Here is a 13276-nt window from a genome sequence, read left to right as displayed (position 1 = left end):
CCTGTTTCCTTGCCTAGCGTCCGACTAGTCCGGTGCGGTTGATCAGGGTGTCGAGCATTTCATCGATGGCCGTCATAACCCGTGCCGCGCCCTGGAAGGCGTGCTGGTTGGCAATGAGGGCAACGTTTTCCTCGTCGAGGGACACCGCCGAGACCGACAGTTGCGCGCTCGCGGCGCTGGCGGCGGCGACGGCGGTCGATACCGACTGCTGGGCCTCTGTCTTGGTGGCGGTGCCGATCTGGATGACCATGCTGGACCACAGGGCATCCGGTCCGTCCGCGGAGGTGCCCAGCTGCGACATTTTCGTGGCGTTGGAACCGTCCAGTTCGCCGCCGTCCATGCCGTCGGGGGTCGAATTCACGGATCGAGTGGCCAAATCCATGGCTCCGGTCGCCAGCACCCTCAGAGAGAGTGCCGGATCGTTCTCGTTGATCTCAAAGAAATCCATGCCGGTCTCGCCCGTCACGGTCTTGCCGTTGCGATGCACTTCATTAACGCTGCCGGCCAGCTCCAAGGCGATCTTGTCCAGTGACTTCGCGGCTTCGGCCAAGGACCCGCCGGTGCCTGTGTCGTCGTCGGCGGCCGGCGCGAGAAGGGAAACCGCACCTGCCAGGCGGCCACCCTGCAGCGCGACGGCGCCTGGGCGGTGGGCCCACTGCACGGCCGGTGCCTCGGAGCCGTCCATGGTGGGGGAACCCGTGACTTGGAGCGGGCGGGCGGTTGATCCGGTGACCAGCGCATTGCCGTCAATCAGCACATCCACGGTGCCGTCGGGCAATTCCCGGATGGTGGCTCCGGAGAGTTCGGCGATGCTCTGCGTCAACTGGGCGCGCTGGTCCAGCAGGGCATTGGGAGCACCGCCGGCTGCGATCGAGGAGCGGATCTGGGCGTTGAGCCCGGCCACCGCACCGGCCGCGGCGTTGACATCGGTGACCATGGTGTCCAGGGATTGGCGTTGGGTGGCCCACTGGTCCGAGATCTCCGTACGGGACTGGGCGATGCGGTTCACCACGGCCTTGGCGCTTTTCAGCAGGACGGCAGCGGGGGCATTCTCGCCGGGCTGGTTGGCCACGTCTTCCCACCCGGCCCAGAAGTTGTTGAGCAAGGCAGAGAGCCCGTTCTCGCCCGGTTCCCGCAGGACTCCCTCGAGGTTTGACAGGGCTTCGGCGCGGGTGTCTGACTGCGCAGCAAGGGCCAGGGTTCCGCGGACGCGCGCATCGAGGTGGGCATCCGCCAGCCGGGCGATGCCGGTGAGCACCACTCCCTGGCCAACGCCGGGACGGGAGGCGAGCAGGCCGGTCGAAGACACGGGACCAACCGAGGCGAACTCTGCGCGCTGCCGGGTGTAGCCGGGGGTGCCGACGTTGGCAAGGTTGTTTCCGGCCGTCTCCATGGCCAGTCGCGCGGCATTCAGGCCGGACATGGCCGTGTTCAGGCCACTGAATGTACTCACGTCGGTTCCTTAAAGGTTGGTGTCAATGATGTGGGCGCCGGCGCTGCGCGATGCAGATGCTCCGGCCGGACCATACAGCGAGGGGTCGTCACCCAGGTTTGCCAGGGTTTCTTGGGTGGAGCGGTGGGCGGCCCGCAGGTATTGTTCGTTGGCATCTTTTAGCTGGCCGATCTCGGCGCCGGTATGTCGAAGTGCCGCCAGATGTGCGCCCAGGATTTCATTCCACGGGCCCTCGGGCGCGGCTTCGATGATCTCTGACAGGGGCGCTGCTGCGTCAAGTCCCCAGGACAAGGCAACCCTTGCCGCCTCGACCGCACGGTTCAGGCCCGCCGCGTTGACCTTCTCCAAGACGTTCTCGATCTCGCGTGTGGCCAACTGAATCCATTGGGACTTGCCGGCAACGAGCAAAAGATGCTGTTCCTCCAACTTGAAGTGCAGCAGCTCAAGTAGTTCCCGTTCTTTCCACAACAGGGCCGAAAGCTCATTGGTACCCATGATTTTTATCTCTCCAAAACTGTTGTGCCCCCAATAATTTCCCCAGTCATAGGAGTCTATCGGCCGACACAAAGTGAACGTTAGTTAACCAACGAGCCATTTAGGCCGAAATGCGGCTAACATCTGTTCTTGGGGAAATACGCATTTGGGGAAAATGGCTAGTTGGCCAGAGGCGATAGCTTCTGGACTTTTGATCACTCAAATGGACAAGGACGATCCGGTTGGAGCGACAAGTACGCAACCAGATGGTATTGGAAAACCTTCCACTGGTAGGTTACCTCGCGGCGGAACTATGCGCGAAGGCGACGCATCTCTCGCGTGAAGATTTGGCGTCGGTGGGGGCTATTGCCCTGATCACCGCGGCGGATTCCTTTGACGACACCCTCGGAGTTCCGTTCGGGGCCTACGCCCGGCGGCGCATCTTGGGCGCCTTCGCCGATGACATGCGCTCGAACGATTGGGCGACGCGCGGCGCACGCAAAAAGATTACCGAAACACGCAGCGTCCAAGACTCTCTGACGGCCGCGTTGGGGCGAACCCCCACGGTGTCCGAGCTGTCCGAAGCACTGGGCCTTGACCAGACGGCTACCTTGGCGATCTTGAGCGACTCGGCACGCACTGTGGTGGCGATCGATGACACCATGAACGACTACCTCGCTTCCGGCATCGAGACACCGGAAGAGTCATTGCTCGAAGTGGAACGCACCAAGGTCATCCGCGACGCCGTCGCGGCGCTGCCGGAGAACCTGCGCGTGGTCATCGAACGCATCTACTTCGGGGGCTCCACCGTGAAGGAACTCGCAGCCGAAATGGGGGTCACCCACTCGGCGGTGTCCCAACGGCGAACCACTGCCATGAGGCTGCTCCATGAAGGTTTGCAAACGCGCTACGTCCCGGACCTTGCGCCTTTGCCCGAATCTAGTCTCACCAAGGCGGCCACGCAGCGGCGCGAGCAGTACCTGAAAGGCTTCGGGGAGCGCGTTGCCGGGGGCATCGTCCGGTTGGCCGGACAGCCGGCCTGGCCATCTGCGTAGCGTCCCGGCACTTATTTTCGGTGACTGCTAACGGACCTTGGGTGATGGTCGATAGTCGGTGATTGAGGTCCACGGACGGACCTTTAGTAGGTACACCCGATTCACGGAGGAATTCATCATGGGTATGGCAGTCAACACCAACCTCGCGGCGCTTAACGCTCACCGCAACCTTTCCAACACGCAGAACGACCTCTCCAAGTCGCTGGAGAAGCTCTCCTCCGGTCTGCGCATCAACCGTGCAGCCGATGACGCGGCTGGCCTGTCCATCTCCGAGGGCCTGCGCTCGCAAGTCAACGGCATGACAGTTGCGACTCGCAACGCCCAGGATGGCATCTCGGTTGTCCAGACCGCCGAAGGCGCACTGAACGAAGTCCACTCGATCCTGCAGCGCATGCGTGACCTAGCTGTTCAGGCAGGCAATGACTCGAACAGCGATGATTCACGCACGGCGATCGATACGGAAGCCAAGGCCCTCAGCGCAGAGCTGGGCCGCATTACTGAATCGACGAACTTCAACGGCATCAAGCTCCTGCAGGGCACTCCCACCTCCGATCCCATGAGCTTCCAGGTGGGAGCCAACGGAGATGCCTCATCGCAGATCACAGTCAAGGTCGCCGATTTGAAGACGGCTCTCACCGGGGTCGTGGACCTGGATTACTCCGTGGGAGGTGCCACGCCGACCGCGGCAAAGGCAGACATGATCGTGAAATTCTCTGACGCCACGGAGGCTGCAAAGGCAGTAACGGATATTGACGCTGCCATCAAGAACATCTCGACCACTCGATCAGAACTGGGTGCTTCGCAGAACCGCTTCGAGTCCGCCATCAACACCCTCAACGTCTCCCGCGAGAACCTGCAGGCCGCAGAGTCCCGCATCCGCGACGTTGACATGGCCGCCGAAATGGTCAACTTCACCCGCTCGAACATCCTGTCCCAGGCCGGTACCGCCATGCTCGCGCAGGCCAACCAGTCCAACCAGGGTGTGCTGCAGCTCCTCGGCTAAGCAGCCAAAGCCGTTAGCAACTAGCGGTTCCGAACCTCGAACAGTTTCGGGATCGCGCTAAGAATCCAACGATCTCCCGTGGCCGATGCCCGATTCATTGAGTCGGGCACCCGCCGCGGGAGATTCGCGGTATCCACACTAGAGGTAGAAGCGGAGACAACATGGCACTGTCACTTGATGGACTCGCCAGCGGGCTGGACACCACCACGCTAATTAGATCCCTCATGCAGGTTGAGGCGATCCCGCAGAACCTCTTGAAGAACAAAGTCAATGCGACCCAGACCATGGTGTCCGCCTTGCAGGCGTTGAACACCCGCGTCGCTGATCTCGCTACGCTGACCACGAAACTTTCCAAGCCCGAATCGCTGCAACTTTTCAGCACTGCAGGCAGCTCGGAGGGCCTTGCCGTCACCACCGGCACCGGAGCCGCAGCCGGGTCCCTGGAGCTCACCGTCAAACAGCTCGCTACGAGCGAGGTGTGGGTTTCGGAGGCCGCCGCGGAATGGGGCGGACCCGGTTTGACCATAACCGCAGCCGACGGGACCGCAACGGATATCACGGCACAATCCAATTCCCTGGATGACATCGTCGCAGCAGTCAACGCCTCGGAAACCGGGGTTAAAGCCGTAAAGGTTTCCGCCGGCAAGGACCTGGACGGCATTGACCAATTCAGGGTGCAATTCACCTCCAGCGAAACCGGTGCCGCGAACTCATTCGAGATTTCCGGAGCCGGGGTTTCGGCCGCACCAATCCGCGAGGCGCAGGACGCCGAGCTAATGCTCTGGGCAGGTAGCGGGGCCGAGCAGACCGTCAGCTCGGCGACCAACACCTTCACATCCCTGCTGCCTGGCGTCGATGTCACAGTTTCAAAGGTGTCTGCCGAACCCGTCACCGTCTCGGTCCAGCGCGATGCAGAGGCTACGTCCAAGACTGCCTCGGACCTTGTGGATTCCCTCAATGGACTTTTCAATTTCATTGCCACGAACTCGTCGGTCACGGCGGGCACCGGGGGTGGCACCAAGGGCATGATCTTCACCGGCGACAGCACGGCCCGTGACGTCAAGCAACGCATCATGGATGCGGCCATCATGCCCGTCGATTCCAAGTCTCCCTCGGACATCGGTATTTCGATCACCAAGGACGGCAAGCTCGAGTTTGACGCCGAGAAATTCTCGAAGGCCCTGGCAGAGGATCCTGCCAAGGTCGAGACGGTGCTGCAAACCATTTCCTCGCGGATTTCCACGGTCGCCTCGGCCCTGTCCGACAAGTATGACGGTGCCATCACTTCCCGGATCAAGGGCCAGGAATCCCTGGTCACTCGTTTGGATTCGCAGATCGAGGATTGGGACCGGCGGCTTAGCACCAGGGAAGCAACGCTCAAGCGGACCTACTCCGCCCTTGAGGTGGAGCTGAGTAACCTCAATTCCCAACAGGCCTACCTCGCCTCTCAACTGGCCTCGCTCCCGACCAACAACCAATCGAAGTGATCATGAATCCGGCACTGAAACGCGCGCAACTCAACCGCGAGGCCATCCTTTCGGCCAGCCCCGCACGTCTGCTCACCATGCTCTACGACCGTCTCCTGGTGGACCTGAACCGTGCCGAAACGGCGCAGCTTGCCGGAGATTGGTCCGTGGCGTCGGAAAACCTGGTTCACGCCCAGTCCATCATTTCCGAGCTCATCTCCAGCCTGAACAGCGACGTCTGGTCCGGTGCCACGGGCCTGCACAGCCTCTACGCCTTCGCGACCCAACTGCTGATCGATGCCAACATCAAACGAGACCCGGCACTGACCCGGCAGGCGATTGACCTCATGGAACCGCTGCGGCAAACCTGGCACACGGCCGCGGCCGCGCCTGTCGCGGCCAGCGCCGACAACGGCGGCATACACATTGGCTGAGCAGTTGGAATCGACGCCCGTATCCAGTGATTGGGTACGTGTCCTGGATGAGCTCGAGGAGCATCTTGCCAGGCTGCGGGACTGCGGAAACGATGACGAGCGGCTGCTGGAGATGCGAAGTGCGCTGTGGCGGCCGCCTGCCAACATCGGCCAGCTGCCTGCCGCCTTGGCACCACGGGCAACGGCACTGAACGCTGCAATGGAAGCGCTGGTTCCCGAGATTCGGCAACGCCGCGACGAGACGGCACGACAGCTTCGCGCCGTCGAATCCGTACCTCGCGAAGACCGATTGACATCCGTGTACCTGGATTCGGTGGGATAACCCAAAACAGCTAACGGCAAGTGGCTATTTGCCGATTGTCTAGGAAGAGCACGGATAGCTCATTTCCCTTGCGCCCACGGATGGGCCACGCAACGACCCTGGAGCAATTCGTCGTGTTCGATTCCGTCACGTCCTTGGCGCTCGAAAGTGCCTTGGACGGTTTGGCACTGCGCCAGCGTGCCATCGCAAACAACATCGCAAACGTCAACACCCCCGGCTACCACGCCCGCCGGGTTGAGTTCGAGTCCGCGCTGGCCAAGTCCGTGGCCAACGGCAACGGCCAGGCAGCTGCCACGACCTCAACATCATTGGAGCCCACGCGTCTTGACGGATCCAACGTCAACCTGGACACCGAGACGCTGTCGAACATCGATACCGTGCTGCGCTACCAATTTGCCACCCAGGCGGCCTCGGGCCCGTTCAACTCCATCCGCACCGCACTTCGGAGCAACTAATGCTTGACGCAATCGGAATCGCCGGTTCGGCACTAAACGTCCACCGCAAGTGGCTTGACGCCGTGGCAGACAACCTGGCCAACGCCAATACCGCCACTGCCACCGACGGCGAGGCCTTCCGCGCCCGCTACATCCTGGCCAGGGCCGGTGCGGAAAACGGAGGCGTGCACGTCGCCGGGGCGGAGTTCGGGGATCCCGAGGGACGCATCGTGCATGAACCGAACCACCCGCTCGCCGATGCCGAGGGCAATGTCCGCTACCCGGACATCGACATGTCCGAGCAGATGGGGTCCCTGATCATGGCCCAGCGCGGCTACCAGGTCAACGCGGCGGTCGTGGACCGCGCCAAGGAAACGTACCAGGCAGCACTCCAGATCGGACGCAACCAATAATGGCCTTTGAAATTGTCCCCGTCGCGGGCGTTGCCCCCACGCTGCCCACCGGTTACCTGAAACCTGCCGGGACACCGGCCACCGACGGGTCGGCCTTTGCCAGCGCCCTGGGAGGGGCCGTGGACCAGGTCCAGTCCCTGCAGGCCGCTTCCAACGATCTTTCGATCAAGGCCGTGACCGGGGACCTGACTGATATCCATGCCGCCACGCTGGCTTCGACGCGCTCCGCGGTGGCCCTGGAAATGGTTTCCACCTTCCGCAACCGCGGCGTTGAGGCATTCAACGAAATCATGAGGATGCAAGCCTAGTGGCCAACGTTCCAGCACCACTGACGAAAGCCATGGACGCCGTGCGCGGCTTTTCCCTGGCCCAACGCACCATTGCCTTGATTGGCGTCGCCGTGCTGGTCCTGGGAATCATCGCGTTGGCTGCCTTCATGAGCCAACCCAAGCTGACTCCGCTGTACACGGGTCTGGCACCCGAGGACGCCGCGGGGATCGTGGAGCAGCTCAAGACGGATTCAATCCCGTACGAGCTCACCGGGGGAGGCGGGACCATCCTGGTGCCCGAGGCGAACGTCTACGAGTCCCGGCTCAAGGCCGCTTCGGCGGGCCTGCCCAGCGCCGGCACCAGCGGCTATTCGCTGCTCGACGATATGGGCGTCACCTCCAGCGAATTCCAGCAGTCCATCACCTACAAGCGTGCCCTCGAAGGGGAACTGGCCACCACCATCCAGGCCATGGACGGCATCAACCTTGCCTCGGTCAAGCTGGCCATTCCCGAGGAAACGGTTTTCGTGGATTCAAAGACCGACCCCACCGCCTCGATCTTTGTCGAGACCAAGCCGAATGCCGCCCTGGGCAGCGACCAGGTCCAGTCCATCGTCCACCTGACCTCGGCCGCGGTCGACGGGCTCAAGGCGGAAAACGTCTCGGTGGTTGATTCCACGGGCAAGCTGCTTTCCGCCGCCGGCGTCGGGGTGACCGGCGGTGCCGAGAAACAGACCACCGACTATGAGACCCGCGTGGCAGGCGTTATCCAGGCCATGCTCGACCGCGTGGTCGGACCCGGAAATGCCACCGTGGCGGTCGCAGCGGACCTGAGCCTGGAATCGGCCGAACGCACCGAGGAATCCTTCACCAACCCCGAGGGAAACCCCGCGCTGACCGAATCCAGCAAGGAAGAGGAATACGAGGGCACCGGCGGCGCCGGCGCCGGCGTGCTTGGGCCGGACAACATTGCGGTGCCCGGTGGAAACGGCGGTGAAGGCACCTTCACCTCCACGGACAGCCAACGCACCAACGCCGTGAACAAGGTGACAGAAAACCGGTTGATCCCCTCCGGCACGCTCAACCGCCAGAGCGTCTCCGTGGCCCTGGACTCCGCCGCCACCCAGGAATTGAACATCGCAGACATCACCGAGATGGTCGGCACAGCGGCCGGCATCGACGAGGCCCGCAACGACACCGTCTCCGTCTCCGTGGTGCCGTTCAACGCCGATGGAGCCGCCGCCGCGCAACAGGCGCTGGACGCCGCCGCCGCGGCGGAATTGGCTGCCCGCAACGCCGAACTGCAGAAGAACCTGATCATCGGCGGGGTCATTGGCCTGGCCCTGGTCCTGCTGACTGTCTACGCGCTGTACATCCGGCGCAACAAGCAAAACCGCGAACCGGTCGACCTGGGCGAGTTCCGTGACTTCGCCCCGCTTCCGCCGGCTCCCGCGCCGGTCGTCCACCCGGAAACGACGGCCATCACCAAGGTGCCGTTGCCCGAGCCGGTCGCCGCGCTGGTGACCCCGCAGCACATCAAGCGCGATGAGCTCTCGGCCCTGGCGGCAAGCGACCCGGCAAAGATGGCCGACTACCTGCGTACCGTGATGGATGATCGGAAGGTCCAGTGAAGCAGATCGAACCATATGCCGCGGTGAAATTGACCGGGACGCAAAAGGTCGCCATCATCTTGATGCAGCTGGACCAGGCCCATGCCGCCGAGGTCATGCGCCAGTTCACCGAGACCGAGGCGGACGAGATTGCCGCGGAGCTCATGCGCCTGCGTCGCGTGGATTCGGCGACCGTGGAATCCACCATCAACGAGATCCATGATTTGGCCACCTCCGGGCGGCTCAACGCCCACGGGGGCCGGGAAATCGCCTCGAGCCTGCTCGAGGCGTCGTTTGGTGCAGACAAGGCGACCACGGTCATGGATCGGCTGGCCACCTCGATGGCCGGGATGAACTTTGATTTCATGGACGGTGCCGATCCCTCCCACATCGGTGCGCTGCTTGACGGAGAACTTCCGCAGACCATCGCCTTGGTGCTTGCCCACCTTCGGCCCGGCACCGCGTCGGCTGTGCTGTCCTTCTTCCAGGAGCCGCTGCGCACCGACAGCGCCCGGGCCCTTGCCGCCATGGGCACCGCGGTCCCGGAAGCCGTGCGCGTGGTCGCGGAGGAACTGAAGAAGCGCATCGGCGGCAACGCCCGTACGCAGGAACCCGTCGATGCGATCGGCGGCATCCAGCCCCTGGTCGACATCCTGAACCGCTCGGACGTCAACGTCGAAAAGGACGTGCTCTCCGCACTGGACGAGCGCGACCCGGAACTGGCCGAAGAGGTGCGCTCGCGCATGCTGTCCTTCACGGACCTGGTCAAGTTCGACCGCCGCGACGTGCAGCGCGTGCTGCGCGGCGTCGATGCCACGACCCTTGCCTTTGCCCTCAAGGGCGCTGCCCCCGAGCTGGAGGAAATCATCCGGACCAACCTCTCGGATCGCACCAAGGAAATCCTTGATGCGGAAATTTCCTCCATGGGCCGGGTGCGCGTCTCGCAGGTCGAGGAGGCCCGCGCCGATGTCGTCCAGTCGATCAGGGCGCTGGAAGCCAGCGGCGAGATCACCATCAAGCGCGGCGACGATGACGACTATGTCCTCTGAGCCGGCGGCTTTCAAACCCGCGCACTTCGGCCTGCTTGCCCCGGCAGGATCCGGCGACCAGGCCCAGGACTCCTCGCAGGCACACGGTTATGCCACCGGATACGCACACGGCATCCGGGCCGCCGAGGCCGTGGCCCGGACCCAGCGCGAGGACTTGGCACGCGCCGCGGCCCAGGCCGAGGCTTCGCGGGCCGCGGTGCACGCCGAGGCGCTGCGCGCCCTGGCCGGTGCCGCTGCGGCCCTGCACGCACGCACCGTCCCGGTACTGGACGCCGCCTCCACCGCGCTGGTGGAATCCGCACTGATGCTGGCGGAGAGAATCGTGGGCAGCGAACTGTCCAACCACCGCCTTGGCGCAAAAGCGGCGCTGGACCGCGCCCTGCACGGCATCGAGGCGGGCACCGTGCGCCAGGTCCGCATGAATCCCCAGGACCTGGAACTGCTGGGCCTGGACACCGTGCCGGAGACCGACATCGAGCTGGTGCCAGATCCGTCGCTGGCACGCGGGGACGCCCTCACCGCCTTTGACGAGGGATTCCTTGACGCCCGCATCGCCACTGCCTTCGAACGAGCCGCCGCGGCCCTGCGTGGTGCAGGATCATGACCCTTGACGCACGGACCTGGGACGGGCTGGGTGCCGCGCTCTCGGCGGCCGAACCGGTGAGGATGGGTGTGGTCAGCTCCGTGGTGGGCCTGGGACTCGAGGTTTCGGGACTCAACGCACCCCTGGGAACGGTGGTGCTGATCGGCGAGGGGAAGATTCCCGCCGAGGTGGTCGCTGCGCGTCGCGAGACACTTCACTGCATGCCGCTCGGGGCCCTGGAAAACATCCGGGTGGGCGACTTCGTTCACAGCAGCGGAACCTCCGCCTACATTCCTGCCGGCCTGGGCCTGCTCGGCCGGGTCCTGGACGGGCTGGGAAACCCCATTGACGGCTTGGGCGCGCTGGGGGAGCACACCATGGTTGCCATGGAGCGCCAGGCCCCCGCAGCACTGGAGCGCAGCCGTATCACCGTCCCGCTGCAACTTGGCGTTCGTGTCATGGACACGCTCACCGCGGTGGGTGCCGGGCAACGCATCGGGCTCTTTGCCGGATCCGGCGTCGGGAAGTCCTCGCTGCTGTCCATGATTGCCCGCGGAACCAACGCGCAGGTCAATGTCATCGCCCTGGTGGGGGAGCGCGGGCGCGAGGTCCGCGAATTCCTCGAGGAAGACCTCGGACCCGAGGGACTGGCCCGCTCCATCGTGGTGGTCTCCACCGCGGACGAACCCGCACGGATGCGCCTGAGGGCCGCCTTTGTCGCCACGCGCATTGCCGAATCCTTCCGCGAGTCGGGTGCACAGGTGCTGCTCATGATGGATTCCCTGACACGTGTGGCCATGGCCCAGCGCGAAATCGGTCTCTCCGCCGGGGAACCCCCGGCCACGCGCGGCTACCCGCCCTCCACGTTCTCGCTGCTTGCCCGGTTGCTCGAGCGGGCAGGAACCTCAGCCGAAGGCTCGATCACCGGGATCTACACGGTGTTGGTGGACGGGGACGACCACAACGAACCCATCGCCGACGCCACCCGGTCCTTGCTTGACGGACACATCGTCCTGGACAGGAAATTGGCGGTCTCCGGACATTTCCCTTCCATCGATGCGCTGGCTTCGATATCGCGTGTCGCCTCGAGGGTGACCACCAGGGAACAGGCCAACGCCGCGGGCACCCTGCGCAAGGTCATGGCCGCACGCAAAAGCGTGCAGGACCTGTTGGATGTCGGTGCCTACCAGCGCGGCAGCAACCCGCTGGCTGATGCGGCGGTCGACCACCAGGGGGCCATCAACAACTTCCTGCAGCAACGCCTGGAAGATCCGGTGCCCGCCGCCCAATCGTGGGCACAACTTGATTCATTGCTGCGAACCATGGGGGTGTCCTGATGTCCAGGGGATTTGCACTGTCCGGCCTGCTGCGGCTGCGCGGCCTGCAGGAAACCAAGGCCGCCGGCGAACTTGCCGCGGCCAACCACGCCCTGCGCCGGCGCACCGGCGAGCGCAATTCCGTGCGCGAATCCCTCGCCGCCACCGAGGACGCCCCGGTGGACAGCGAAACGCTGATGGCCCTCATGGCCGCCCGGGCTTCCACACGCGGCATGCTGCTGGAGCTGGATGCCGTGGTCGCGACCCTGGACGCGGACGCGGACCGCGCCCGCGAACAACACCGGCAGGCCCGGGCCGAGCTTAAGTCGCTGGAAAAAATGGCCGACCGCCACGAGATCACCATCCGCAACCAGGCCCTGGCCCGCGAGCAGATCTTGCTTGACGACCTGGGTGCCACCAACGCCTTCGAAGGGAAGACACCGTGAGCTTCACCGACATGGCCTCGCGCATCGGTGCGATCCAGGGAACCCTGGCCCGTGTCAGCGGCACCACGGCCAGCATGCGCCCCGAACCGTTGCCGTCCGGCACCGCTGCGGCGGCCTCCATGTACGCAGGGGGAGTTGCGGGTGCTTCTTCCGCGCTGCCCGCAGCCCCGTCAACACCGGCGGCCTTCACCCAGGCCCTGCAGGAAGCCATGGCCGCCCCGGCGGTGCTCGCCCCCAAGGCCACAACCCCGGCACCTGCCGCCTCGGTTGCTCCGGGCACCGGTGCCGCCGCGGCCAAACCGGATGCGGTGCGCAGCGAACCGCAGGCAACCAAGGGCGGCGTGGACGGATCGGACGTCGTGGCGGCCGCCAAGATGTACCTTGGCGTCCCGTATGTGTGGGGTGGCAACAACCCCAAGATCGGCCTTGACTGCTCGTCCTTCGTCCAGCACACCTTCAGGGACCTGGGGGTTGAAGTTCCCCGCGTGGCACGCCAGCAGGCCAAGGAAGGCACCGAGGTGCCTTCGCTGTCCCAGGCCAAGCCGGGGGACCTGATCGTCACCCGGGGCGGTGGGCATATCGGCATCTACCTGGGGGACAACAAAATGATCCATGCCCCGCGACCCGGCGAAAGCGTGAGCATCCGCAAGCTCTTTGAAACGGATGCCACGATCATGACCATCCGCCGGATCGTTCCCTCTGAAACCTCGGTCCCGGGCGCGGCGAAGCCGGCTGCCGGCGCGATCCAGGATACTGTCAGCGTGCAGGCCGAACTGACGGCCGCACTGCAGCGCGCCCACTTCTCGACGGCGGTGAACGGCGCATGATGCCCCTGCTGCCAACAACCCCCGCATCCCCTGCATCAGCCGGGACTTCGACTACGGCCACCGGTGCCTCTGCCCGCGCCGGTGCCTCTGCCCGCGCCGGTGCCAGCGACCTCCCCGGGGCA

General features: G+C 64.5%; 16 protein-coding genes. 14 read left to right on the top strand and 2 right to left on the bottom strand.

What is annotated here, in order from left to right:
* Positions 1-13: 13 nt before the first annotated feature.
* Together flgK and J2T21_RS12495 are read right to left on the bottom strand one after the other, a co-directional pair.
* The gene (flgK, locus tag J2T21_RS12500) at positions 14-1453 is read right to left on the bottom strand and encodes a flagellar hook-associated protein FlgK (RefSeq protein ID WP_307581686.1); all 1440 of its coding nucleotides are present in this window, start codon (positions 1451-1453) and stop codon (positions 14-16) included.
* Between the two features lie 9 nt (positions 1454-1462).
* On the bottom strand, positions 1463-1948 hold the full coding sequence (locus J2T21_RS12495; protein ID WP_307581685.1) for a flagellar protein FlgN: 486 nt from the start codon (positions 1946-1948) through the stop codon (positions 1463-1465).
* Positions 1949-2169: 221 nt separating this feature from the next.
* On the opposite strand from J2T21_RS12495, the gene J2T21_RS12490 reads away from it, so the two are divergent.
* The 14 genes from J2T21_RS12490 (at position 2170) to J2T21_RS12425 (ending at position 13154) form a co-directional block, all read left to right on the top strand.
* Complete coding sequence (locus J2T21_RS12490) at positions 2170-2982, top strand: sigma-70 family RNA polymerase sigma factor (RefSeq protein WP_307581684.1); 813 nt, start codon at positions 2170-2172, stop codon at positions 2980-2982.
* A 118-nt stretch (positions 2983-3100) separates the two neighbouring features.
* Complete coding sequence (locus tag J2T21_RS12485) at positions 3101-3985, top strand: flagellin N-terminal helical domain-containing protein (RefSeq protein WP_307581683.1); 885 nt, start codon at positions 3101-3103, stop codon at positions 3983-3985.
* Between the two features lie 161 nt (positions 3986-4146).
* Positions 4147-5472: a flagellar filament capping protein FliD gene (fliD, locus tag J2T21_RS12480; RefSeq protein ID WP_307581682.1), complete on the top strand. Its 1326-nt coding sequence runs from the start codon at positions 4147-4149 to the stop codon at positions 5470-5472.
* Positions 5473-5474: 2 nt separating this feature from the next.
* Complete coding sequence (locus J2T21_RS12475) at positions 5475-5885, top strand: flagellar export chaperone FliS (protein WP_307581681.1); 411 nt, start codon at positions 5475-5477, stop codon at positions 5883-5885.
* The gene (locus J2T21_RS12470) at positions 5878-6207 is read left to right on the top strand and encodes a hypothetical protein (RefSeq protein WP_307581680.1); all 330 of its coding nucleotides are present in this window, start codon (positions 5878-5880) and stop codon (positions 6205-6207) included. Before J2T21_RS12475 ends, J2T21_RS12470 begins: the two co-directional genes overlap by 8 nt.
* A gap of 113 nt (positions 6208-6320) precedes the next feature.
* Positions 6321-6662, top strand: coding sequence for a flagellar basal body rod protein FlgB (locus J2T21_RS12465; RefSeq protein ID WP_307581738.1), 342 nt, complete (start codon positions 6321-6323; stop codon positions 6660-6662).
* Positions 6662-7054, top strand: a complete 393-nt coding sequence (locus J2T21_RS12460) for a flagellar basal body rod protein FlgC (RefSeq protein ID WP_307581679.1) — start codon at positions 6662-6664, stop codon at positions 7052-7054. The genes J2T21_RS12465 and J2T21_RS12460 overlap by 1 nt, the downstream gene beginning before the upstream one ends.
* The gene (locus J2T21_RS12455) at positions 7054-7362 is read left to right on the top strand and encodes a flagellar hook-basal body complex protein FliE (RefSeq protein ID WP_307581678.1); all 309 of its coding nucleotides are present in this window, start codon (positions 7054-7056) and stop codon (positions 7360-7362) included. Before J2T21_RS12460 ends, J2T21_RS12455 begins: the two co-directional genes overlap by 1 nt.
* On the top strand, positions 7362-8954 hold the full coding sequence (fliF, locus tag J2T21_RS12450; protein ID WP_307581677.1) for a flagellar basal-body MS-ring/collar protein FliF: 1593 nt from the start codon (positions 7362-7364) through the stop codon (positions 8952-8954). Before J2T21_RS12455 ends, fliF begins: the two co-directional genes overlap by 1 nt.
* Positions 8951-9982: a flagellar motor switch protein FliG gene (fliG, locus tag J2T21_RS12445; protein ID WP_307581676.1), complete on the top strand. Its 1032-nt coding sequence runs from the start codon at positions 8951-8953 to the stop codon at positions 9980-9982. Before fliF ends, fliG begins: the two co-directional genes overlap by 4 nt.
* Positions 9972-10586 carry a FliH/SctL family protein gene (locus tag J2T21_RS12440; protein WP_307581675.1) on the top strand — a complete coding sequence of 205 codons (615 nt, stop codon included), beginning with the start codon at positions 9972-9974 and terminating at the stop codon, positions 10584-10586. Before fliG ends, J2T21_RS12440 begins: the two co-directional genes overlap by 11 nt.
* A complete protein-coding gene (locus tag J2T21_RS12435) occupies positions 10583-11902 on the top strand; it encodes a FliI/YscN family ATPase (RefSeq protein WP_307581674.1) in 1320 nt (439 codons plus the stop codon). The genes J2T21_RS12440 and J2T21_RS12435 overlap by 4 nt, the downstream gene beginning before the upstream one ends.
* A complete protein-coding gene (locus J2T21_RS12430; protein WP_307581673.1) occupies positions 11902-12327 on the top strand; it encodes a flagellar FliJ family protein in 426 nt (141 codons plus the stop codon). The genes J2T21_RS12435 and J2T21_RS12430 overlap by 1 nt, the downstream gene beginning before the upstream one ends.
* The gene (locus J2T21_RS12425) at positions 12324-13154 is read left to right on the top strand and encodes a C40 family peptidase (RefSeq protein ID WP_307581672.1); all 831 of its coding nucleotides are present in this window, start codon (positions 12324-12326) and stop codon (positions 13152-13154) included. The genes J2T21_RS12430 and J2T21_RS12425 overlap by 4 nt, the downstream gene beginning before the upstream one ends.
* Positions 13155-13276 lie beyond the last annotated feature (122 nt).

This window comes from Paeniglutamicibacter psychrophenolicus, from assembly GCF_030812255.1.
In the GTDB taxonomy this organism is placed as follows: Bacteria; Actinomycetota; Actinomycetes; order Actinomycetales; family Micrococcaceae; genus Paeniglutamicibacter; species Paeniglutamicibacter psychrophenolicus_A.
Note: the sequence above shows the minus strand (reverse complement) of the source record. Positions and strands in the feature narration are given on the sequence as shown.

Bases quoted from the DNA above. Each gene is read 5' to 3' on its own strand.
- J2T21_RS12475 (WP_307581681.1), top strand. From the start codon at position 5,475: ATGAATCCGGCACTGAAACGCGCGCAACTCAACCGCGAGGCCATCCTT.
- J2T21_RS12435 (WP_307581674.1), top strand. From the start codon at position 10,583: ATGACCCTTGACGCACGGACCTGGGACGGGCTGGGTGCCGCGCTCTCG.
- J2T21_RS12455 (WP_307581678.1), top strand. From the start codon at position 7,054: ATGGCCTTTGAAATTGTCCCCGTCGCGGGCGTTGCCCCCACGCTGCCC.
- fliD (WP_307581682.1), top strand. From the start codon at position 4,147: ATGGCACTGTCACTTGATGGACTCGCCAGCGGGCTGGACACCACCACG.
- J2T21_RS12460 (WP_307581679.1), top strand. From the start codon at position 6,662: ATGCTTGACGCAATCGGAATCGCCGGTTCGGCACTAAACGTCCACCGC.
- J2T21_RS12495 (WP_307581685.1), bottom strand. From the start codon at position 1,948: ATGGGTACCAATGAGCTTTCGGCCCTGTTGTGGAAAGAACGGGAACTA.
- J2T21_RS12440 (WP_307581675.1), top strand. From the start codon at position 9,972: ATGTCCTCTGAGCCGGCGGCTTTCAAACCCGCGCACTTCGGCCTGCTT.
- J2T21_RS12430 (WP_307581673.1), top strand. From the start codon at position 11,902: ATGTCCAGGGGATTTGCACTGTCCGGCCTGCTGCGGCTGCGCGGCCTG.
- J2T21_RS12485 (WP_307581683.1), top strand. From the start codon at position 3,101: ATGGGTATGGCAGTCAACACCAACCTCGCGGCGCTTAACGCTCACCGC.